The organism is Neorhizobium tomejilense (assembly GCF_964254135.1).
In the GTDB taxonomy this organism is placed as follows: Bacteria; Pseudomonadota; Alphaproteobacteria; order Rhizobiales; family Rhizobiaceae; genus Neorhizobium; species Neorhizobium tomejilense.
Map to the genome: position 1 here is coordinate 34,664 of NZ_CAXUSO020000002.1, position 22,202 is coordinate 56,865.

At 63.5% G+C, this 22,202-nt stretch carries 19 protein-coding genes; 9 read left to right on the plus strand and 10 right to left on the minus strand.

What is annotated here, in order from left to right:
- Positions 1 to 70: 70 nt before the first annotated feature.
- A complete protein-coding gene (locus ACSQ3G_RS22930; RefSeq protein WP_436111800.1) occupies positions 71 to 589 on the plus strand; it encodes a winged helix-turn-helix transcriptional regulator in 519 nt (172 codons plus the stop codon).
- Here the strand turns inward: ACSQ3G_RS22930 and ACSQ3G_RS22935 are convergent, their stop codons facing one another.
- The 3 genes from ACSQ3G_RS22935 to ACSQ3G_RS22945 all read right to left on the minus strand — a co-directional run bounded on the left by ACSQ3G_RS22935 (position 590) and on the right by ACSQ3G_RS22945 (position 6,491).
- Positions 590 to 1,393, minus strand: a complete 804-nt coding sequence (locus tag ACSQ3G_RS22935) for a TIGR02186 family protein (protein ID WP_105401667.1) — start codon at positions 1,391 to 1,393, stop codon at positions 590 to 592. It lies immediately after the preceding gene.
- Entirely contained in the window at positions 1,393 to 2,319 is a 927-nt protein-coding gene (locus ACSQ3G_RS22940) for a sulfite exporter TauE/SafE family protein (protein WP_037086641.1), read from the minus strand. The genes ACSQ3G_RS22935 and ACSQ3G_RS22940 overlap by 1 nt, the downstream gene beginning before the upstream one ends.
- 248 nt (positions 2,320 to 2,567) lie before the next feature.
- Positions 2,568 to 6,491 carry a peptidoglycan-binding protein gene (locus tag ACSQ3G_RS22945; RefSeq protein WP_436111801.1) on the minus strand — a complete coding sequence of 1,308 codons (3,924 nt, stop codon included), beginning with the start codon at positions 6,489 to 6,491 and terminating at the stop codon, positions 2,568 to 2,570.
- 490 nt (positions 6,492 to 6,981) lie between these two features.
- Between ACSQ3G_RS22945 and ACSQ3G_RS22950 the strand changes: the two genes are divergently transcribed.
- From ACSQ3G_RS22950 to ACSQ3G_RS22965, 4 genes are all read left to right on the plus strand, one after another.
- Positions 6,982 to 8,775, plus strand: a complete 1,794-nt coding sequence (locus ACSQ3G_RS22950; RefSeq protein ID WP_436111802.1) for an acyl-CoA dehydrogenase C-terminal domain-containing protein — start codon at positions 6,982 to 6,984, stop codon at positions 8,773 to 8,775.
- Positions 8,776 to 8,884: 109 nt separating this feature from the next.
- Positions 8,885 to 10,093, plus strand: coding sequence for an acetyl-CoA C-acetyltransferase (locus ACSQ3G_RS22955; protein WP_436111803.1), 1,209 nt, complete (start codon positions 8,885 to 8,887; stop codon positions 10,091 to 10,093).
- 29 nt (positions 10,094 to 10,122) lie between these two features.
- On the plus strand, positions 10,123 to 10,323 hold the full coding sequence (locus ACSQ3G_RS22960; protein ID WP_436111804.1) for a hypothetical protein: 201 nt from the start codon (positions 10,123 to 10,125) through the stop codon (positions 10,321 to 10,323).
- 25 nt (positions 10,324 to 10,348) lie between these two features.
- On the plus strand, positions 10,349 to 12,565 hold the full coding sequence (locus ACSQ3G_RS22965) for an FAD-dependent oxidoreductase (protein ID WP_436111805.1): 2,217 nt from the start codon (positions 10,349 to 10,351) through the stop codon (positions 12,563 to 12,565).
- Positions 12,566 to 12,854: 289 nt separating this feature from the next.
- Here ACSQ3G_RS22965 and ACSQ3G_RS22970 read toward each other — a convergent pair whose 3' ends face one another.
- Together ACSQ3G_RS22970 and ACSQ3G_RS22975 are read right to left on the minus strand one after the other, a co-directional pair.
- A complete protein-coding gene (locus ACSQ3G_RS22970; RefSeq protein WP_436111806.1) occupies positions 12,855 to 13,133 on the minus strand; it encodes a BrnA antitoxin family protein in 279 nt (92 codons plus the stop codon).
- Positions 13,117 to 13,419: a BrnT family toxin gene (locus ACSQ3G_RS22975; protein ID WP_436111807.1), complete on the minus strand. Its 303-nt coding sequence runs from the start codon at positions 13,417 to 13,419 to the stop codon at positions 13,117 to 13,119. Before ACSQ3G_RS22975 ends, ACSQ3G_RS22970 begins: the two co-directional genes overlap by 17 nt.
- A gap of 408 nt (positions 13,420 to 13,827) precedes the next feature.
- On the opposite strand from ACSQ3G_RS22975, the gene ACSQ3G_RS22980 reads away from it, so the two are divergent.
- Together ACSQ3G_RS22980 and ACSQ3G_RS22985 are read left to right on the plus strand one after the other, a co-directional pair.
- Entirely contained in the window at positions 13,828 to 14,157 is a 330-nt protein-coding gene (locus ACSQ3G_RS22980) for a hypothetical protein (protein WP_436111808.1), read from the plus strand.
- A 109-nt stretch (positions 14,158 to 14,266) separates the two neighbouring features.
- A complete protein-coding gene (locus ACSQ3G_RS22985) occupies positions 14,267 to 14,830 on the plus strand; it encodes a YdeI/OmpD-associated family protein (protein ID WP_436111809.1) in 564 nt (187 codons plus the stop codon).
- A 773-nt stretch (positions 14,831 to 15,603) separates the two neighbouring features.
- On the opposite strand, the gene ACSQ3G_RS22990 is transcribed toward ACSQ3G_RS22985, so the two are convergent.
- A complete protein-coding gene (locus ACSQ3G_RS22990; protein WP_436111810.1) occupies positions 15,604 to 16,035 on the minus strand; it encodes a hypothetical protein in 432 nt (143 codons plus the stop codon).
- 31 nt (positions 16,036 to 16,066) lie between these two features.
- Between ACSQ3G_RS22990 and ACSQ3G_RS22995 the strand changes: the two genes are divergently transcribed.
- A complete protein-coding gene (locus tag ACSQ3G_RS22995) occupies positions 16,067 to 16,423 on the plus strand; it encodes a hypothetical protein (protein ID WP_436111811.1) in 357 nt (118 codons plus the stop codon).
- 34 nt (positions 16,424 to 16,457) lie between these two features.
- On the opposite strand, the gene ACSQ3G_RS23000 is transcribed toward ACSQ3G_RS22995, so the two are convergent.
- Positions 16,458 to 17,741, minus strand: coding sequence for a cystathionine gamma-synthase family protein (locus ACSQ3G_RS23000; RefSeq protein ID WP_436111812.1), 1,284 nt, complete (start codon positions 17,739 to 17,741; stop codon positions 16,458 to 16,460).
- A 96-nt stretch (positions 17,742 to 17,837) separates the two neighbouring features.
- Positions 17,838 to 18,410, minus strand: a complete 573-nt coding sequence (locus ACSQ3G_RS23005; protein ID WP_436111813.1) for a hypothetical protein — start codon at positions 18,408 to 18,410, stop codon at positions 17,838 to 17,840.
- Positions 18,411 to 18,696: 286 nt separating this feature from the next.
- On the opposite strand from ACSQ3G_RS23005, the gene ACSQ3G_RS23010 reads away from it, so the two are divergent.
- Positions 18,697 to 20,106, plus strand: coding sequence for a mannitol dehydrogenase family protein (locus ACSQ3G_RS23010; RefSeq protein ID WP_436111814.1), 1,410 nt, complete (start codon positions 18,697 to 18,699; stop codon positions 20,104 to 20,106).
- Between the two features lie 30 nt (positions 20,107 to 20,136).
- On the opposite strand, the gene ACSQ3G_RS23015 is transcribed toward ACSQ3G_RS23010, so the two are convergent.
- Positions 20,137 to 21,414, minus strand: coding sequence for an L-fuconate dehydratase (locus ACSQ3G_RS23015; protein ID WP_436111815.1), 1,278 nt, complete (start codon positions 21,412 to 21,414; stop codon positions 20,137 to 20,139).
- 17 nt (positions 21,415 to 21,431) lie between these two features.
- The gene (locus ACSQ3G_RS23020; protein WP_105441049.1) at positions 21,432 to 22,166 is read right to left on the minus strand and encodes an SDR family oxidoreductase; all 735 of its coding nucleotides are present in this window, start codon (positions 22,164 to 22,166) and stop codon (positions 21,432 to 21,434) included.
- Positions 22,167 to 22,202 lie beyond the last annotated feature (36 nt).

A 22,202-nucleotide genomic window follows, 5' to 3' on the forward strand; every position in this document is an offset into this window, starting at 1 on the left:
AGTTGCAAAAAGCAAGCAGTTGAAAGCTAGCTAAACTGATTGTAGAATGCAAGCGGTATTGGAGAAAAAAATGAACGACACATATCGGTCGGGTTGCCCGATCAATCTGACGCTGGAGGTTCTCGGAGACCGCTGGAGCCTGATCGTCATCCGCGACATCATGTTCGGCAATCGCCGCCACTTTCGCGAACTGCTGCAGAATTCCGAGGAAGGCATCGCGTCCAACATCCTTGCCGACCGGCTGAAGCGGCTGGTCGAGCGGGGCCTGCTTTCCCGCGAGGACGACCCGAGCCACAAGCAGAAGGGAATCTACAGTCTCACGGAGATGTCGATCCGCCTGGTGCCGATCTTTGCGGAAATGGGCGCCTGGGGCCGCCGTTTCATGCCGGTGTCCGAAGAGCTTTCGATCCGCGCGCAACTGCTGGAGGAGGGCGGCCGGCCGCTCTGGGAGGATTTCATGGCAGAACTGCGCGTCCTGCATCTGCATGCGCCGCGCGATCCTGGCAAACCTTCCGTGTTCGACCGCCTGCGCGCCGCCTATCTCGAAGTCGTCGCTCGAAACGCGGCGGCGGCCGATGCCGCGGAATGATCAGTCCTTGCGGAAGACGATGCTGGCGCCCCAGCCGGTGATGACCGCGATCAGCACGCAGAGGAAACCGTAAGCGAGCGGTCGGTCGTGGGCGGCGTCGGTAATCGCCTGTTCGATGCCGGTCTTGACGACCCGCAGCGGCATTTCCCGCTGGTTGATCAGCTGGCCGCTCTTGAACAGGTAGGCGCGCACCATGTGCATCCCGTCGGGGATGTTGGCCGGCAGTTTCAGGGAGGCGCGGAACAGGCTCGACGAGACGAAGCGCACGCCGCTCGTGTCGCGCTGGTAAAGTCCGTTCGACAGCTTCAGGCGCCGATAGGCGTCGCGGAACTCGCCGATCATGCCGGAATCGGGGATGTAGCCGACCGGGTTCAGCGCCAGGTGGTCGATGCCGACCCCGATATTGTTGAGGCTCGGCGCCTCGTCGATGCTGTCGATCATCCGGGTGCTGGCGAGCGAGTAGCTTTCCGGCACCTGTTCGAAGGTCAGCCCCTCGGTATTCATCCAGATCCCGAAGACGCGCTCCTTCTTGCGCACCGTCGCATAGTCCTTCGGCCCTTCGAGCGTCACCACCACGTCGTATTGGCCGATTGCCAGGAACAGCTCGTCGGCATTGGTGAGCGCCCCGAAGATCGTCAGGTCGGCGCCGCGGAAATCCGAGGCGATGGCGATTTCGCTGGTCGAAGTGCCGATCTCCAACCCTTCCTTGACGCCCGATGCCTGGCCGAACGGCACTTGCGCCTCGACCGGGAAGGCGAGCGCCAGGAGCGGCAGCAGCAGGGCGGTGCGAAGAAACCGGCGCATCAGTAGGACATCCCCCCGACCGCGACCGAATAGACGTCGTTCGGCGTGACGATCAGCCCGACCGCCAGACGAATGCCGACGGCAAGCACGAGCAGCGCCAGGAGCGCGCGCAGCTGTTCGCCGCGCAGCTTCTGCCCGACCCGTACCCCGTATTGCGCCCCGATTACGCCCGCCACCATCAGGATCGTCGCCAGCACGATATCGACGGAATAGTTGGTCGCCGCCTGCACCATGGTCGTGTAGGCGGTCACGAAAATGATCTGGAACAGCGAGGTGCCGACGACCACGTTTGTCGGGATGCGCAGGAGATAGATCATCGCCGGCACCATGATGAAGCCGCCGCCCACGCCCATGATCGAGGTCAGCACGCCGATGCCGAAGCCAAGCCCGACGATCGGAATGGCGGAAAGATAGATCTTCGACTTCTTGAACCGCATCTTGAGCGGCAGCCGGTGCACCCAGTTGTGCTGGCCGGGGCGCTTGATCGGCAGTGGATTGTTGTTCTTCGCCCGGCGCATCGCCCGGACGCTTTCCTGCAGCATCAGCGCGCCGATCGAGCTCAGCAGCACGACGTAGAGCAGCGAGATGAACAGGTCGAGCTGTCCGATACGTCTCAGCCACGAGAAGACCCAGACACCCGCCGTCGCGCCCGCAAGGCCGCCGACAAGCAGGACCGAGCCGAGCTTCATGTCGAGCGTGCCGCGCCTGAAATGGGTGATCGCGCCGGAAATTGACGAGGCGACGACCTGGTTGGCGCCGGTCGCGACCGCCACGACAGGCGGGATATTGTAGAAGATCAGCAGCGGCGTGATCAGGAAGCCGCCGCCGACGCCGAACATGCCCGAGAGGAAGCCCACGGCCGCGCCCATGCCCAGAATGATGAAGATGTTCACCGACAGCTCTGCGATCGGCAGGTAGACAGTCACGGCAGAACCTCGACACGGCAAAAAGCGACGCCCTCGCGGGCGTTCGCGATGTGGTTGTCCGCCCGGTGCGGCGAAGGAAACGTGATCTCACATGCCATGTGAACAGGGCATGAAGGGTGTCACCCGTCATGCGCCCGGGCGCCGCTGCGAGTCAATTCGCAAGTGCCGGATAATGCGGCAATTTTACCGTTTTTGTGCGGGCGTGATTAATATCGCGCAACTCCCCGATCCCGGTCGGGTAAGTAGACTTACTTGTTCTTCGCAAGTAGTTCCTTGACCAGCGCGTCGGTGATCTTGCCGTTCGGTTCCTGGCCGACCGAAGTCTGGAAGGCCTTGATGGCGGTCACGGTCTTGGCGCCCATCTTGCCGTCGGCGGTGCCGGCGTCGAAACCGCTCTTGTTCAGGATCGCCTGGATATTGCGGATCGCCTTTTCCATGTCGATCGAAGCCGTGGTGAGCGGCTTGCCGGAGGCCCATTCGTCCGGGAGATTGATGGAGTTGGCCTTCGGATCGAGCGGCTTCACCTTCCACCGGTCGACCTTGGCGCGGGCGCTTTCGAGCTGTTCCTTGCGCATGGCGTTGGCCACTTCGTCGCGCTTCTGGGCGGCGTCCTTGTCGCCTCCCTTGGCCGCGACCGCGAACCACTTGTAGGATTCCTCGAGATCCTGCTTCACGCCATTGCCGCGGGCAAGCAGGATGGCGAGGTTGAACTGGCTGTCGGCGACGCCGAAGTCGGCGGCCTTGGCGAACCAGGAGACGGCCGCGGCATAGTCCGGCTGGCCGGCGGCACCCGACGCCTGGAGCACGGCGAGATTGTGCATCGCGCTGGCATTGCCGGCCTCGGCGGCCTGCTTGTAATAGGTCATCGCCTTGGTCAGGTCGCGGGAAACGCCCGTGCCCTTTTCGAAGAGGTTGGCGAGCCGGTACTGCGCCGGCGCCAGGCCGCGGTCGGCGGCGAGCTTGTACCAGTTGGCGGCCTCCGAGAGATCGCTCTTGACACCCTTTCCGTCGGTGAAACGAGCGCCGATCTCGAAAAGCGCGTTCGGGTCGCCGGCAGCGGCCGCGTCGGCAAGCGACTTCGGTTCGATGCCGACCGGAACCACGATCGCGGCCGGAGCATCGGCCTTGGGCACTGCGGCGAAGCTGTTCTGGGCCGGAAGCGGGTTGCCGGCCGGCTCCATCACGGAGGGCTGGCCCGTCGCCGGGCGCGGATCGGTCAGATGGTTCGCCGTCGTCGGGGCCGGCGCTAGTTCGACGGGTCGCGTCGGTGCGGCCGCGATATCCGCGTCGCTTTCGGCGCCGTCGGTCGCAGCCTGATCCTCGACGGTCGGAATCCCGTTGCTGCCGCTCATATTGGCCGGTGCGGCCGGCCGGGCAGGGGCCTCGATCGTCGGGGCCGGCGCCACGGGAGCCTTCGTGCCGCTTGTCAGCGTCTTGGCGAGCGGCATCGCCATCAGCACCAGAAGCACGGCGCCGACGGCCATCAGGATCGGACGGCGATGCTGCGAAAGCATGGCGCCGAAACCCTTGTTGGCGGAAGCCTTGGCGGCTTTGCGCAGGTCCTTGGAGGGCGAACCGCCCTGCGAAGGATCGGTTTCCTGGGCAGCGGCCTTGGCGGCGCGGCGGGCGGCCGCGATATAGTCCGCACGTTCCGCGGCGCTCGTCCGATCGGTGTCGAATTCGCCGGCGACCTGGCTGGCGCGAACCCGCTCGAGGATCTTCTTGACGTCGGGTGCGCCTGAGCCGGGCTCCAGAAGGTCGTTTTCGCGATCCGCCGGCAGCACGTCGGAGGGGTCGAGTGGCGGCGTCGGCTCGATGACGGTGCGGCCACCCTTCGGCGCCTCGGCCTTGCCGCCGGGCAGGAAGCGGCGGGAAAGCTCGGTCAGAAGGCTGGTCTTGGCGGCCTTTTCCCGGGTGGGATTGTCCTTGGTGGCGGTTTTGGTGTCGGCATAGTCGGCGCGAAGCACCGTTTCGTCGGAGGATGCTTCTTCCGGGGCTTTTGCACGGTGACCGAAGGTCGCTGCCGGCTGTTCGTCGGCCTCGGCCTCCGCCAGCTCGTAGCGCATCAGCTCTTCGGCTGCCGCGACGGAAAGCTGCGCGGCCGCCGGCATGGCCGGGGCAGGGCGGGTTTCGTAACGAGCCGGTTCTTCATGATGGCGATCGCGCTCCGCATGAGCGGAGGCGACAAGCCGTTCTTCCATGCCGTCCAGGCGGTCGGCGATCTGCACCAGCGTGCCGTGCAGGGCTTCGAACGTCTGGTGGGTGCGGTCGTCCGAATGCCGGGTCAGGTCTTCGAGGTGGCGAAGGTCGTCGGCAAGCGCCGAAAGTGCCGCCATGTCGGCGGCGGCGCCCGGTGTGCCCGCCATGCCGTTTCGCGAATAGGCTTCCACCACCGTCTCGGCCGCCTGGCGGGCAGCCTCGATGATGTATTCGTCGTTGGTCGCCATATAGCTTTCGAGCGCCGTCATGCGGTTTTCGAATTCGGCGGGAAGGGCGCCGGCACCTTGCTGCGGCTGGCTGATCAGCACCGAAAGATGGGCGATCTGGTCTTCGAGACTGCGAAGCGCGCCGTCGTCGCCGCGCGGCGACGCCGTTGCCTCGTCAAGCCGTGTGGCAATATCGGTCAGCCGGTCTTCGATCCGCCCGAAGGCTTTTTCGTCGATCGCCGACTGGGCCGGCGGCTGATAGGCGATTTCCTCGATCCGGCGGGCAAGATAGTCCAGCCGTTCGGCGAGCACGTCACTGACGCTACCCTGCTCCAGACCGTCGATCTTGCGGGAAATATCGGCGAGGTAGGCGGAAAGTTCGGGGTCCTGGGAAGGCTTCTGCGCCTGTTCCAGGATCAGCGAAAGCTGTTCGAGCCGTTCCTCCAGGCGCATTGCGGCCTGTTCGTCGGTGAGCTCCTCGATGCGGCCGGTCAAGGCCTCGATGCGGGCGGACAGCGCTTCGGTCGGATCGAACTGGGTATGGGTCGCCTGGCTGATCGCATCGATCTGGTCGGCGAGCGCGCTGATCCGGCCGTCCAGCCGCTGCAGGAAGGATTGGTCGATCGAGGCCGAGGCCGAGGCGCGGCTGCCGGCGGCAATCGCCCGGCTGATCTCGTCCAGCCGCTCGTCCAATGTCGCGAACTGTTCGGCGATGACCGAATCGTTCGGCTGCATCCGCGAGCCGAGCTGTTCCATGGCGCTCGCCACCGTGATCAGCTTCTGTTCGAGCGCCCGGATCACCGGGCTGTCGCTCATTTCGCCGAGCTGGCCCTTGATGTCGTCGATGCGGTAGGCGAGCGAGACGAGCTCTTCGCGCAGGGCCGTGGAGTCGAGGCCGTGCATGCGATCTTCGAGACCCTGCCAGCGGGTTTCCATCCGCCGCACGGAATCTTCGCGGGCGAGGCCGTCCATGACGGCGCGCAATTCCTCGAATTCGTGGCGCAAGCCGGCGGCCTCCGGCGTCGCCTGATAGCCGAGCTGGCTGATGCCTTCGGCAAGCCGGGCAAGGTCGCTGCGCAGGTCCTCGGTGAAGTGCTGATCCTCGGCAATGGATTTGATCGAGCGGATTTCGGAGCGCAGCGCCGTCATTTCGCGCGCGACGCTGTCGGAAATATCCTGCTTCAGCTCCTGGCGCAGGCCGATCAGCGCCTGGGCGATGTCCCGCATGCCATTGTCGACCTGCTGCTGCGGCTGCGGTGCGGGTATGCGCGGCTGCGCGGCCGGGCGACGGGGTTCTTCGCGGCGCGGCGCTGGCGCGATCGGGCGCTGCTCGGTGTAACGGGGCGCTTCGGCGCGGACGGGGGCCTGGCGCGCCGGCGGGCGGTAGGCCTCAGGCGGGCGCAGCTCGGTTCGGCGCGGTTCGGCATGGCGCGGTTCTTCACGGCGCAGATCCGGCGCGCGCTGGCGTTCGGGACGGGCGGCACGGTCGCGGCTGGCCTCGAGCATGCGCTGGCGCTCGCGGATCTGTGCGAGCGGGTCGCTTGCGAGTGGCGGTTCGCGATAGGCAGGAGCCGCGGCGGGCCGGCGCTCCTGGCGCGGCTCGGCAGGCTTCGGCGCGCGGCTGTCGCGTGCGGTACCCGACATCAACCCCTCTATACGCGCCTCGAGCCCTTCGATGGTGCGGTTCAACGCATCCAGGGAAGAGCGGTCGCCGGGACGGGAAGGGGTCGGTCGTGATCCGTTCATGTGCTCGCTCGTTTCGACGTTGTACCTGCTGGCTCTCGTACCGGCCTCGTTTCAGGGATAGGATGATCCCCAAAGGGCCGTATATTAGAAATGCCTTGCGCAGGACTGCCATTTCAGCGGACGCGGGACGTCTTGGTAATAAATGCACTGCGTCGCTTAAGAGCCCACTATTTCGCGAGACGTGGTAAACAAGTCGTTAACCCGGACGAAAATTTTAACCTTTTCGATGCGTTTGGCCGCTTTGCGATGATGACGTAGCGCCTACCGCCTCTATCTTCCGGCTTTCCCATCCAGCCTCGCAACTGTTCGGTCCGTTAAGACTATGCCCGGGACGGAGGAATGGCGGTGGTGCAGATCGCCGAAGTTCCCGCCGTCGCAATTGACGTTTACGCGAACGTCAATTATTTGTGGTAGGAGGAATACGGATCCTGCCGTGAGCCATGGGCCACGAGGCGGATCCGGAAGACGAGGATTTGGAGGAAGCTCGACCATGCCAGTGTACAAGGCCCCGGTGAACGACACGCTGTTCATTCTCAACGATGTGCTCGGCATCGAGCGCTATGGCAATCTGCCGGGCTTTGCCGATGCTACTCCGGACATGCTGGAAGCGATCATCGGAGAAGCCGCCAAGGTGGCCGAAGACGTCCTTTTCCCGCTGAACCTCTCCGGCGACCAGGAAGGCTGCACCCGCCGTGACGATGGTACGGTCTCGGTGCCCAAGGGTTTCAAGCAGGCCTATGATCAGTATTGCCAGGCCGGCTGGATCGGTCTTGCCGTGCCGGAAGAATTCGGCGGCCAGGGCCTGCCCTACACGCTGCATGCTGCCGTCGGCGAATACATGTCGTCCGCCAACATGTCGCTGATGATGTATCCGGGCCTGACCCAGGGTGCCATTGCCGCGATCCTCGTGCACGGTTCCGAGGAGCAGAAGAAGACCTACCTGCCGAACATGGTCGCCGGCACCTGGTCGGGCACGATGAACCTCACCGAGCCCCATTGCGGCACGGATCTCGGCCTGCTGCGGTCGAAGGCGGTGCCGCAGGCCGACGGGTCCTACAAGATTTCCGGCCAGAAGATCTTCATCTCCGCCGGCGAACACGGCATGACCGACAATATCGTCCATTTGGTGCTTGCGCGCATCGAAGGCGCGCCCGAGGGCACCAAGGGCATCTCGCTCTTCATCGTCCCGAAGTTCATGGTCAATGCCGACGGGTCGCTGGGCAAGCGCAACGGCGCTACCTGCGGTGCGATCGAACACAAGATGGGCATCCACGGCAACTCAACCTGCGTCATGAACTATGACGAGGCTACCGGCTTCCTGATCGGGCCCGAGAACAAGGGCTTGGCGGCCATGTTCGTGATGATGAACGAGGCCCGCCTCGGCGTCGGCCTGCAGGGCCTGTCGATCGCCGAGACCGCCTATCAGAACGCCGTCGCCTATGCCCGCGAGCGCATCCAGGGCCGTTCGCTCTCCGGCGCCAAGGCGCCGGACAAGAAGGCCGACCCGATCATCGTCCATCCGGACATCCGCCGTACGCTGATGACCATCCGCGCCTTCAACGAGGCCGGCCGGGCCTTCCTGCTGTGGACCGCGCTGAAATCCGACATCGCCCACCGTTCGCCGGATGCGGCCGAGCGCCAGAACGCCGACGATCTCCTCGGCCTGGCGACCCCGATCTTGAAGGGCGTGATGACCGACAAGGGTTTCGAGCATGCCGTCATGGCGCAGCAGGTCTTCGGCGGCCACGGCTATATCGAGGAACATGGCATGAGCCAGTATGTTCGCGATGCCCGCATCACCATGATCTACGAAGGCGCCAACGGCATCCAGGCGCTCGACCTGGTCGGCCGCAAGCTGGCGCTCAACGGCGGCCGCGCCGTCATGGCGATGTTCAAGGAGATCGGCGATTTCTGCGAGGAAAACCGCGCCGACGAGGCGATGGCGCCCTTCACCAAGGGTCTCAAGAAGGGCTTGAACGACCTGCAGGCCTCCACCATGTGGTTCATGCAGAACGCCATGGCCAAGCCCGACAATGCCGGCGCCGGCTCGACCGACTACATGCACCTCTTCGGGATCGTGACGCTCGGCTACATGTGGGCCAAGATCGCCAAGGCGGCCCAGAGCGGACTTGCCGCCGGCGACGCCCGCGCCGACTACCTGAAGAACAAGCTGGTGACGGCGAAGTTCTTCATGGAAAAGATCATGCCGGAAACCGCGATGCGGAAAGTCCGCATCGAAGCCGGCGCCGACAGCGTGATGGAACTGGCCGCCGACGCGTTTTGATTTTGCGCCGACGCGCTCCCTCCCCCTTGTGGGGAGGGCTGGGGAGGGGTCTTCCCTCCCATGTCCGAGATTTGAGGCAATATAAATTGCCACCCAGGGAGATGACACCATGACCGAAGTCTTCATTTACGACCACGTCCGCACGCCGCGCGGCCGCGGCAAGAAGGATGGGGCGCTGCACGAAGTGCCGTCTGTGCGGCTCGCCGCCAAGACGCTGGAAGCGATCCGAGACCGCAACGGCCTCGACACGTCTTATGTCGACGACATCATCATGGGCTGCGTCGATCCGGTCATGGATGCCGGCGCCGTCATCCCCAAGGCCGCCGCCTTCGAGGCCGGATATTCCACCCGGGCGCCCGGCATGCAGATCTCCCGTTTCTGCGCCTCGGGCCTCGATGCGGTCAATTTCGCGGCCGGCAAGGTCGCGGCCGGGTCCGACGACATCGTCATTGCCGGCGGCGTCGAGTCGATGTCGCGCGTCGGCATGGGCATGTCCGGCGGCTCCTGGTACATGGACCCGTCGGTCAATTTCCCGGCTTATTTCATGCCGCAGGGCGTCTCGGCCGACCTGATCGCCACCAAATACGGGTTTTCCCGCGACGACGTCGACGCCTATGCCGTCGAGAGCCAGAGGCGTGCGGCCAGGGCCTGGGACGCCGGCTACTTCAAGAACTCGGTCATTCCGGTCAAGGACCAGAACGGCCTGATCATCCTTGACCGCGACGAGCACATGCGGCCGACCACCGACATGCAGTCACTGGCCTCGCTCAACCCGTCCTTCCAGATGCCGGGTGAGATGGGCGGTTTCGAAGCGGTCGGCATCCAGGCCCATCCGGAAATCGAGCGGATCAATTACGTCCACCATGCCGGCAATTCGTCGGGCATCGTCGATGGCGCCGCGGCCGTGCTGATCGGCTCGAAGGCCGGCGGTGAAGCCATGAACCTGAAACCGCGCGCCCGCATCCGCCACTTCGCCAATATCGGCTCCGATCCGGCGCTGATGCTGACCGGCCCGGTCGACGTCACCGAAAAGCTGCTCGCCCGCTCCGGCATGAAGATCTCCGACATCGACCTCTTCGAGCTCAACGAAGCCTTCGCCGCCGTGGTTCTCCGCTACTGCCAAGCCTTCGAGATCAGCCACGACAGGATCAACGTCAACGGCGGCGCCATCGCCATGGGCCACCCGCTCGGCGCCACCGGCGCGATGATTTTGGGCACCGTCCTGGACGAGCTGGAACGCCGCGATCTCAACACCGCGCTGGTCACGCTGTGCATTGGCGCCGGCATGGGTACAGCGACGATTATCGAACGGGTCTGATCTGCCGGCAAAGCAAAGAGGCACACGGCATGTATGAGAGCCAGAAGAACGAAGTCGAGAAACAGTTCGCCCAGCATAACCTGGCGAAGGACATGGCAAAGGCGCACGAAAAAGCCTCGCACCCCGTTTCCGCGGGTCATGTCCGGTCGCTGAAGCTCGGCAATCTCGTTCTTCTCGTCGTTCTGCTCCTTCTCGTCGGCTGGCTTTGCCTCGTACTCGGCGTATTCTGAATTTCAGGGAAGAGGAAATCCCATCATGAGCACCTACAAGAACTTCACCGTCGGAACCGACGCGGACGGCATTGCTCTCGTCACCTGGGACATGCCTGACAAGTCCATGAACGTCTTCACCATGGAGGTGATGGACGAGATCGATGCGATCGTCGATGCGACGGTTGCCGATGCGGCCGTCAAGGGCGTCGTCTTCACGTCCGGCAAGTCGTCCTTCTCCGGCGGCGCCGATCTGACCATGATCAAGTCGATGTTCTCGATGCTCGCCGAGGAACAGGCCAAGGATCCGGCCACCGCCGCGCAAAAACTGTTCGATGCCGCCGGGCGCATGTCGTGGCTGTGGCGCAAGATCGAGACCAACGGCAAGCCGTGGGTTTCTGCGATTAACGGCACCTGCATGGGCGGCGCGTTCGAGCTGTCGCTCGCCTGCCATGGCCGCGTTGCCGCCAATTCCAAGTCGGTGAAAATAGCGCTTCCGGAAGTCAAGGTCGGCATCTTCCCCGGTGCCGGCGGCACCCAACGCGTGCCGCGTCTGGCGAACGCCCAGGATGCCCTGCAGATGATGACGACCGGCTCGTCGCTGACCGCCCAGCGCGCCAAGGCCATGGGCCTCGTGCACCAGGTCGTCGAGCCCGCCGAGCTGATCAACGCCGCCAAGCAGATGATCAAGGACGGCCTGAAGCCCGTGGCCCCCTGGGACGAGAAGGGTTTCAAGGTCCCCGGCGGCGGCATCTGGACGCCGGCCGCAGCCCAGCTCTGGCCGGCCGCCCCCGCCATCCTGCGCCGCGAAAGCGCCGGCAATTATCCGGGCGCGCTCGCCATCCTGAAATGCGTCTATGAAGGCCTGCAGCTTCCCTTCGATACCGGGCTCAAGGTCGAGCAGCGGTATTTCACCGAGATTCTGCGCACCACCGAAGCGTTTTCGATGATCCGCTCGCTGTTCGTCTCCATGCAGGAGCTCGGCAAGGGCGCCCGCCGCCCGGCCGGTATCCCGAAGTCCGAATTCTCCAAGATCGGCGTCGTCGGTGCCGGCTTCATGGGCGCCTCGATCGCCTATGTGACGGCCGCCGCCGGCATTCCCGTCACCCTCATCGACCGGGATCAGGAAGCCGCCGACAAGGGCAAGGCCCATTCCGAAAAGCTGGTGGCCGATCAGGTCGGCAAGGGCCGGATGACCAAGGAGGAGGGCGAAAAGCTGCTCTCGCTGATCACCCCGACGCCGGATTATCAGGCGCTGTCGGATGCAAGCCTCGTCGTTGAGGCGGTGTTCGAGGATCGCGCCGTCAAGAAGGCGGTCATCGAGGCGGTCGAAGCGGTCATCCCGCAAACCACCATCTTTGCCTCCAACACGTCGACCCTGCCGATCACCGGCCTTGCCGAGAATTCGAAGCGCGCCGACCAGTTCATCGGCGTGCATTTCTTTTCGCCGGTCGAAAAGATGATGCTGACCGAGGTCATCCTTGGCGAAAAATCGGGAGACAAGGCACTGGCCGTGGCGCTTGATTTCGTCGCCGCGATCAAGAAGACACCGATCGTCGTCAACGATACCCGCGGCTTTTATGTCAACCGCTGCGTCTTCCGGTATATCAACGAAGCCTATGACATGCTGACCGAAGGCGTGCCGGCGGCGATGATCGAGAATGCCGCGAAAATGGCCGGCATGCCGGTCGGCCCGCTATCGCTCAACGACGAAGTCGCCGTCGACCTGTCCCAGAAGATCATGAAGGCCTCGATCGCCGATCTCGGCCCCAACGCCGTCAAGGCGGAACACATGGCGCTGGTCGACCAGATGGTCGACGTATTCGACCGCCGCGGCCGCAAGAATTCCAAGGGCTTTTACGAATACCCGGTCAAGCCCGCCAAGAAATTCCTCTGGCCCGAGCTGAAAACCCTCTACCCGCAGAAAAAGGCCTCGGAGGTCGATGTTAGCGTCCTGAAACAGCGCCTGCTGGTCACGATCGCGCTTGAAGCCGCCCGCACGGTCGAGGAAGGCATCGTCACCGATCCGCGCGAAGCCGATGTCGGCTCCATCCTCGGCTTCGGCTTCGCCCCCTATACCGGCGGCACGCTCTCCTACATCGACGGCATGGGCGTGAAGAACTTTGTCGCGCTCTGCGAAAAACTGGCCGCAAGCTACGGCCCGCACTTCAAGCCGACGCCGCTCCTGAAGGACATGGCGGCGAAGGGCGAGACCTTTTACGGGCGGTTCGACCCCTATGCGAAGGTGGGGGAGGCGGCGTAAGGCTGCGAACAGGCGTTCCAAGGACAGACTGGACCCGGCAGTGCTGGTCGTATCGTAGGGCTGCGGCGTCTGAGGAACCAGGCACCCAATGCTCGTCGCCGTTGGCGGCTGCGTGGATACAATAGGCGCACTCTTTGGTGAAGATGGACCCGTGCGCCTTTTGTACCGATAGGAGGCAAAATTACGCTCACGGCCTATCTATCGGGGTCTCGCGGTAGAGGCTTCCGGCCGCCATGTCCTGGCCGACAGGGATCCCTCATTGCCGTGCTCCACGCCGGTTGAGGAAAGATTATCGCTTTCCTCTAGATGTATCGATTTTCTCGGCAAGCCAGATCTTGATCAGCGACTGGTATGGGACATCACGTTTGCCAGCGGCGACCTTGATCTGTTCCAGAAGCGAGTTGGGCAGGCGCAACGAAATTGACGTGGACGACGGCTTCAGGTTCGGCAATCGCACTTTGGTTGCCTTGCTCCAGTCGACATGACCGGCGGAATCATGGTGTTCCCAATAGGTCCGCTCTTCGGCTTCCGTACTGAAGTGCGGCACGGGATCAGGCCTCCTGCTCATAATAGCTCCGCTCCTTCCGGCTCATATCCCGGGCGGAGATCACCCGGATTCTCGTTTCGCTTGCTCGAAGCGTGAAGGTAATATGGAGCAACCTTCCGTCATCGGTGCGACCAAGCGCATGAATGCGCTGCTCTGAAAAACTATGCCTCAGATCGGGCACCATCAGCAGCGGTTCGTTAAAAAACACCTGCTCAGCTTCGCTCTGGCTGACGTCGTGTTTGTCGGCACTCTTACGGGCATTTCCTTCGTCCCACTCGAATCCGACAATCCGTTCCCAATCGATCATCGATGTATATTGCCATAATATACGCTGGATTCAAGGCAGGAGGAATAATGAAGGAGGAAAATGCTTTTCCGAAACCGGCCCTTCCGGCGCCGCTGGCGTTTACCCGCGGTGCCATCTCGTCTCCACCAGCGAGCGTCGGATGTCGCGCCGATCCACAACCGCCAGATCGTGGTGCTCAAGCGGAACACTGGAGCCACGGGCTTCATCTCCGCAAGGCAGGAAGGAACTTTTCCATCTGCGCTATCAAGGCAGTCCCGCCATTGAAAGGGCCTGTTCAGGCTGCCAGGTTCCGGCCGCGGCTTGGCCAACACAAGTTCCGTCATTTCAGCTCCCCGCCCCCTGCTTCCCCAACCCCGTTTTTCCTTCTATCTTCCCCGCATTTGCAGATCTCAGGTTGCAGGAGGGGTTATGTTTGGAGAGGTGAAATATCGTCTGGGTGGCTTGCTGGTCCTGGTTATCGGCGCGGCCGTGGGGTGGTCGGCGATATGGCAGCCGCTTCAGCAGGCGGATTTGGGCGCCGACACCGTCACGTGGATGCCGCGCGTCGTCGTTTTGCTGGCGGTGTGTGCGGTTTTCGGCCTCTATTTGCTCTTCACCGGCAACCGCTATCCCTATCGCGATGTCGAGCGTAGCACCTTGACGACGGCGGGATGGATCTTGTTTGCGATCATCGCCGTGGCTGCGGTCGCCGGTTTCTTCTGGATGGACATGACGTTGAAGTCGCTCGGCTACCACTGATCGCGCCAGGCGCCGGTGCTTGTCATCCGACCGCCATCTCGCCAATCCTGGCAACGCAACGAGCAATGGCTGCCATCTGGATCGGCAGTTCGCCAACCGGGAGCCGCCCATGGACCTTGCCACCCAAGCACTCGCCTTCACCGATCCCGCCGAATGGGCCTCCTGGCTTTCCGCCCACCATGCCACCTCGTCCGGCGTCTGGCTGCAGATCGGCAAGAAGAACCCGAAGCGGACCCTGATCACCATCGACGAGGCGCTGGACGTGGCGCTCTGCCATGGCTGGATCGACAGCCAGCGCAAGGGCCTCGACGCGACCTCCTATCTGCAGCGGTATTCGCCGCGCCGCGCCAAAAGCCCGTGGTCGAAGCTCAATGTCGATCGGGTGGCGGCACTGACGCAGGCCGGGCGGATGCAGCCGGCGGGGCTGGCGGAGGTCGAGGCGGCCAAGGCCGACGGGCGCTGGGCGGCCGCCTATGCGCCGCAGCGCGAGGCCGGCCTGCCGGACGACCTGATGGCGGCGCTCGCTGAAAATGCCACCGCCGCCGCAGCCTTCGAAAAGCTCGACAAGACCAGCCAGTATGCGGTGGTGCTTCCGCTCCTCAAGGCTACGACCCCGGAAATCCGCCGCGCGCGGCTCGAAAAGGCGGTCGCGAAACTGGAAAAACCCAGATAGGCGGCCCAGGACGGCGATTGAAAAAAGAACCTACACCTTGTTCAGGAAATGAGACCTCCTGGTCCGCTTTGGGGCTGATAGCGGAAAATTCCGCTACGAGCATACGCGGCGTTCATCCAGTGCCTCAAAAGGCTTGGTCACATACACAAGATCACAGCGGCTCGGCGAAAAGCGTGAAAGTCCACGAGAGAACCGACCATTCGCATCAGAATTTATCACGGTTGTATATTTTAGGGATATCTCTGGCAAAAAATCCAAGGTCCGCGACGCCATCTCATCGGCAGTCAGCAGCGATTGCGGCTGGACATAATCATGAACGGCCGCCCACGCGGCCTCGGGTTCTCGTCCGAGACGACACGATCGTGCGGGTAGGCGCATCGGGATTGTGCTCGCGGATCGGCAAGACGCGCATGCGCTTGCTGTTCTGGTTCAGCCGGCGGTCGATGGTCACCGTTGAGCTGCGACTACATGAATGCTCTTTGCAATGATACCAAGCACTTGTGAAAAGCCGCCGTTATAAGTGAACCTCACCCGCGCTTTTTCTCCGTCTTCTTGTCATGTTCCAGGCGTTCCCCCCCGCGACCAGACACCCGCCCCGCAGACCCCAGCAACTGTGTCGTCGATTGCCCTACCCGTGCGGGGCAGCTACCCCTTCGAGGCACGACCTGTTGAGGTGAGATACATGCCGCCGCGCTCACTGCACGCGACGGTTAAAGCGCGCCTCCTTGGCGGCCGGGAGCCACCAGACCGGTATGCCGTCGAGCGAGATTACCTCATTTGGCGTAACCTGAACGGGGGATGACGTATCTCAGGTTATCTGCGATGTTCCCGCCGCCAAGAGACTGTTGAGGGCTCGAACGGGAAAAACGGGCGAGCCCTCTTCTTTTTGAACCTGTTTGTTCAGCGTCGGGTTGGGGGCCTGCACCACGGCGGACCGGCGCAGGCCCTTGCATAGGCAACTGTTCTCCCTGAAGGCCGGCCAGGCAATCGGCGCTTATGCCGCTGATGAAGTCTTCAATGGTCGACGGCGCTGCTTCGCCGACCTCGTCGGCGGCGAACTTCTGGAACAAGTAGTCGAATGCGGCATCTCGCCATGCGATGAAGGCGGCCGCCTCGGCAGCCCTTTGCGGCTCGGTGCTGCCCAGATAGCCAACAACCGTCGATCGGCTGCTGTATCTCCGCTCCTGCGCGAGGGCCGCGGCCACTGAACGCCAACTGTTGGAGTGCTGACGCCTCTTGGAGGAAGGACAAAGCATCCTACCTGCCCGGATTGACCTAGGCCGAGTTCAAAGCGTTGGCGAAACGCCGCAGATCCCGCGAGGTACAGAGGCTCACCAGTATTTCAAGACCTATCTCGGCTTCTGGAAGACCTGCGACCTTTCTTCCTGCCGCCGGGCCAAGGCCTGCAGAGGGTTTCTCACGGAAGCGCAATATCGCGCCAAACCGGGTTACCACGACAGCTTCCCACCCTGTGTCGGCCCTGGCGGTGCGCGTCAGCAGGAGGTGCTGGCGGGGATGAGGCGGCTCGGCGGCGCGGACGACGACGAGCCAAAATACGACGGCCGCCGGAAAACCGGGGAGGAGGACGAATGATCGCCCCGATGCCGGCCGGTTCCAGGCGCGCCCGTCACGCCTTGTCGAGCGCGATCGTCAGGTCGGCGATCAGGTCGTCGGGGTGCTCGATGCCGATCGACAGCCGGATGGTCGAGTCGAGCACGCCGATCCTCTGGCGCACCTCGGCAGGCACGCCGGAATGGGTCATGGTCGCCGGGTGGCTGGCAAGCGATTCCGTTCCCCCGAGGCTCACCGCCAGCTTGAAGATCTGCAGCGCGTTCAAAAACCGGAACGAGGCCGGCTGGCCTCCCCTGATATCGAAGGAAAAGGTCGAGCCGCCGCCCGTGCACTGCGCCGCAAACACTTGCCCCACCGGCGATGCCGGGTCGTGATAGGGCAGGTAGTGGATGTTCTCGACATTCGGGTGCCCGCGCAGGAAGTCGGCGACCGCCAGCGCGTTGGTATTGGCCTTTTCCATGCGGATCGACAGCGTCTCCAGGCTGCGGCCGAGCATCCAGCAGGAATGCGGGTCGAGCTGCGTGCCGATCGCCCCGCGCAGCGCCTTCACCTGGCGCATCACCGCCTTGGAGCCGAGGGCGGCGCCGGCGATCAGGTCCGAATGGCCGCCGACATATTTGGTCAGCGAATAGAGCGAAATATCCGCCCCGTGCTCGATCGGCCGCTGGAAGACCGGGCCGAGCAGCGTGTTGTCGCAGGCGATCACCGGCCGGTGCCCCTGTTTTGCGCCGATCGCCTCCGCCACCCGGCGGATCATCGCCACGTCCACCAGGCTGTTGGTCGGGTTCGCCGGCGTCTCGATCAGGATCACCGAGACGCGGCCCCTGCCCATCGCCTCCTCGGCCGCCGCCGTCACCGACTGCTCGTTGACCCCGTCCGCAAACCCGACCGCCGCAACGCCCATGTTGAGGAAGGTTTTCGAAAGCAGCGTTTCGGTGCCGCCATAAAGCGGCTGCGAATGCAGCACGCTGTCGCCGGGCCTGACGAACGCCATCAGCGTCGTGGCGATCGCCGACATGCCGGAGGAAAACAGCACGCAGCTCTCGGTGCGCTCATAGACCGCCAGCCGGTCCTCGACGATCTCGCTGTTGGGATGGTTGAAGCGGGAATAGACCAGTCCCGCCCCGGTGCCCGCCGGCGGCTCGCGGCGGCCGGAAACGAAGTCGAAGAAGTCGCGGCCCTCCTCGGCGGACTTGAACACGAAGGTGGAGGTGAGGAAGACCGGCGGCTTGACCGCACCCTCGGAAAGCTCCGGGTCGTAGCCGTAGTTCAGCATCTGCGTTTCGGGATGGAGCTTGTGATTGCCGATATGCGTCTTGGAGGGATGCGGGGCGGTCATTGTCGGTCTCCTGGTCTGAAATAAGCGGATGCCATGACCGGAGATAATATCGGAAAAGCCGCCGCCAAGGGGCGCTACCTGCGAAAGCCGGGTTGCTCAGCGCGCCGCGGGCACGGCCGGAGGCGCGGCTGCCGCTGCCGGCTCTCCCCAGGCCGAGATCGGCTGTCCGCCCTTGGTCGTCACGCGCATGTCGTAGAGCGCAAGCGAGGCCTCGACCTGGCGCATGTCGGCGCAGCGGTTGATGATGCCGCCGATATATTGCACGCAGTCGCTGACATTGCCCTGTACCGAGCCGGTCGCCCAGTCCTTGACGATGCCGTCGGCGCCGACCAGGAAATAGGAAAGCCGGTTGTTCTGCGACACCGTCGAGCGGCCGACCAGCCCGCCGAAGCTCGAACCGGACTCGGTTTTCGAAGCCGGTGCGATATGCCGGTAGATGGTCATCCCGTTTTTCAGCTGCGTCCCGCCGATCATCGGCCCGAACGTCGCGTCGGAGCCGGAAAGCCGCGCCAGGGTCGACTGGTTGACATTGGCCACCTCCGCATAGGGACGGCCCATCGCATAGCTGGTGAAGGACCGGTTGGCGGCATTTTCCGCCTTTTCCGCCACCTGCGAACAGCCCGCCAGAGCCAAGCCAAACGCCATCGAAAGAGCCGCCAGAAAACGCATAAATGTCCCCCTGTCTGCAACGCCCCGTGCCAAAGACCCGGTCGATCTCCGGTCTATCGGTGGATGTGCCGGGCGCCCCCGCGACCCGGTCGTTAGTCACTATCAGATTTTGCATGTTTTGAAAGCGCCGCTCCCGGCTCTGCCGCGCCGTTCCGATCGGAATCTCCGGCTTCCGGGGGGCAGGTATCGGACTATGTCGTTGACCCGTGCACTCGCGCAGGGCTATCACTGCTTGCGTCAATAAGGGAGGATGCCCGCGAGTATTTCAGGGCATCATGATCAAAGAATGCCACGCCTTTCCGCCTCCACCGCACTTGCCCCCCATGTCGCCGCACCCGGTTTCGACCGGGCTCTTCTGAAGCCCGGCATTCTGCATATCGGGCTTGGCGCATTCCACCGCGCCCATCAGGCGGTCTATACGGATGCAGCACTCGCCGCGGAGTTCGGGGACTGGGGTATTGTCGGCGTCAGCTTACGCTCGGTCGACATCGTCCAGGACCTTGCGGCGCAGGATGGGCTTTATTCTGTGGTTACCCGCAGCGCCGCAGGCGACAGCGCCCAGGTCGTCGGCTCGATCACAAAAGGCCTGTCGGGCGTCGAGGACCAGGCGGAAATCCTGGCGCTGATGGCCGACCCGGCAATCCGGATCGTCACCATCACCGTCACCGAAAAGGCCTATGGCATCGATCCGGTATCCGGCTGGCTCGACCGCACCCATCCCTCCGTCAAGGCCGATCTTGCCGATCCGACCTCGCCAAAAGGCGTGATCGGTTATCTGGTCGAAGGCCTTTCGCGCCGCCATGCCGCGGGCCTGCCGCCTTTTACCGTGCTTTGCTGCGACAACCTGCCGACCAACGGGCGGATCGTGCGGCGGCTGGTGATCGAACTGGCCGGCGCCCGGGACCCGGCGCTCGCCAACTGGATCGCCGGCCATGGCGCCTTTCCGTCCAGCATGGTTGACCGGATCGTGCCGGCCGCCACCGACGAGACGCGGGAGCTTGCCGAAACGCTGATCGGCGCCAAAGACAGGCTGGCACTCGGCACGGAACCCTTCATGCAATGGGTGATCGAGGATCATTTTCCCGCCGGCCGGCCCAAGTGGGAAGCCGGCGGCGCGCTTTTCGTCGACGATGTCGAGCCCTATGAGAAGATGAAGCTGCGGCTGCTCAACGGTTCCCATTCGCTGGTCGCCTATCTCGGCCAGTTGAAGGACCTCACATTCGTCCGCGACGTCATGGCCGTGCCGGAGTACCAGGCACTGGTGCGCCGCCACATGGCGGAGGCGGTGAAGACGCTCGATCCGGTGCCGGGCATCGATCTCGGCGGTTACATGGACCAACTGATCGAGCGCTTCGAGAACCCGACCATCGCCCACAAGACGCAGCAGATCGCCATGGACGGCACCCAGAAACTGCCGCAGCGCATCTTCGCAGGTGCAGTGGAAGCGCTGGCGAATGGTGGCGATGCGTCGTCTGCAGCTTACGTTGTGGCGCTCTGGATCGCCTATGCACGCAAGACTGCGGAGATCAACGATCCGCGCGCGGCTGAGCTGAAGGCTGCCGCCGCCAGGATGACGGCGGACGATCCGTCGGCATCCTTCTTCGCAATTGCGGGCCTGTTCCCCCAGGCTCTCACGGAAAATAGCGCATGGCGCGCGCAGGTGAACGCGGAGCTTGAAAAACTGAATGCCGGCTGATGCCGGCATCCTCGTGGGCGTGCTCTAGTATCAGCCCTTGAACGTGTAGTCGGCGATCGATTGCGGTTTCATCTCGATCGAGAAACCCGGTCGCACCGGCGGCATATAGGCGGCGTTCTCGATGATGCAGGGCTCGACGAAATGCTCGTGCAGGTGGTCGACATATTCGATTACCCGGCCTTCCTTGGTGCCGGATACGGCGATGTAGTCGATCATCGACAGATGCTGGACGTATTCGCACAGGCCGACGCCGCCGGCATGCGGCCAGACGGGAAGGCCGTATTTCGCCGCGAGCAGCAGCACCGCCAGGACCTCGTTCAGCCCGCCCATGCGGCATGAATCGATCTGCACGATGTCGATCGCGCCTTCGGCGATGAACTGCTTGAACATGATGCGGTTCTGGCACATTTCGCCGGTCGCGACCTTTACGGGACCGATCGCCTCTCGGATTTTGCGGTGGCCGGCAATGTCGTCCGGGCTGGTCGGCTCCTCGATGAAGAAGGGTTTTGCAAAGGCAAGTTTGTTGACCCAGTCGATCGCCTGGCCGACCTCCCAGACCTGGTTGGCATCGATCATCAGGTAACGGTCGGGGCCGATTACCTCACGGGCGATCGTCAGGCGCCTGATATCGTCTTCGAGATCGCGGCCGACCTTCATCTTCACATGGTTGAAGCCTGCATCGACAGCTTGCTTGCAGAGCCGGCGCAGCTTCTCTTCCGGATAACCGAGCCAGCCGGCCGACGTCGTGTAGCAGGCATAACCCTCGCGCTTCAGCACCTCGATGCGCTCCGCCTTGCCCACTTCCGCCCGTTTCAGGATCGCCAGCGCATCCTCGCGCGACAGCACGTCGGTCAGGTAACGGTAGTCGACGATATCGGCGATCTCTTCCGCCGACATCTCGGCAACCAGTTGCCAGACCGGCTTGCCCTTCTGCTTGGCGAGCAGATCCCAGAAGGCGTTGACGACCGCGCCGGTGGCGAGGTGGATGGCGCCCTTATCCGGCCCGATCCAGCGCAACTGGCTGTCGCTGGTCAGATGCCGCCAGAATTTTCCGGGTGCCTTGGCGAAGGTTTCGAGTTCCTGTCCGACCACCAGATGCCGCATCGCCTTGATCGCCATGCAGCAGATGTCGTTGCCCCGCCCGATCGTGAAGGTCAGGCCGTGGCCGGCAAGATCTCCGCTATCGGTATCGAGGATGACATAGGCCGCCGAATAATCCGGGTCCGGATTCATCGCGTCGGAGCCGTCGAGGCTCTGCGATGTGGGGAAACGAAGATCGAAGACGCGGAGATCGGTGATGCGGGTCATGGTTCTCTCGTATTGCCTCAGATGGTCCAGCCGCCGTCGATGGCGTAAGCCTGGCCTGACGTATAGGTGGCGCCGGCGAGGTAGAGGGCGAGCTCGGCGATTTCTTCCGGAGTGCCGAGCCGGCCCATCGGTTGGCGGGCGATGAAGGCGGCGCGGGCCTCGTCGTAATTGCCCTGGGCCCGCATGCGATCCTGCAGCGAAGGGCTTTCGACGGTGCCCGGGCAGATGGCGTTGCAGCGGATGCCGTCGGTCACGTAATCGGCGGCGACGGATTTGGTGAGCCCGATCACGGCCGCCTTGGTGACGCCATAGGCGAAGCGGTTGGGCACGCCCTTGATGCTGGAAGCGACGGACGACATGTTGATGATCGCGCCGTCCTTTTTCGCAAGCATGCCGGGCAGCACCGCCCGGATGGTGCGGATCATCGCCCGGACATTGAGGTCGAGGGCGAAATCGAAGTCGCTGTCCTTCATCTCGAGGATCGAGCCCCCGTGAACGAAACCGGCGCAGTTGAAGAGGATGTCGACCGTGCCGATGCGCTCGACACAGGCGACGATAGCCGCGTTATCAAGCACGTCGAGCCTTGCGGTTCTCAGGTTGTCGAGTTTCGGCAGCGCAGCCAGCAAGCCTTCATTGATATCGGTTGCATGGACCATCGCGCCGGCTTCTGCAAAGGCGAGCGCCGCCGCCCGGCCGATGCCCTGGCCCGCGGCAGTCACGAATGCGGTCTTTCCATCAAGTCTGATCGTCATGTCTTATCCTCGAATTGCCGGTTCTCATACCGTTTG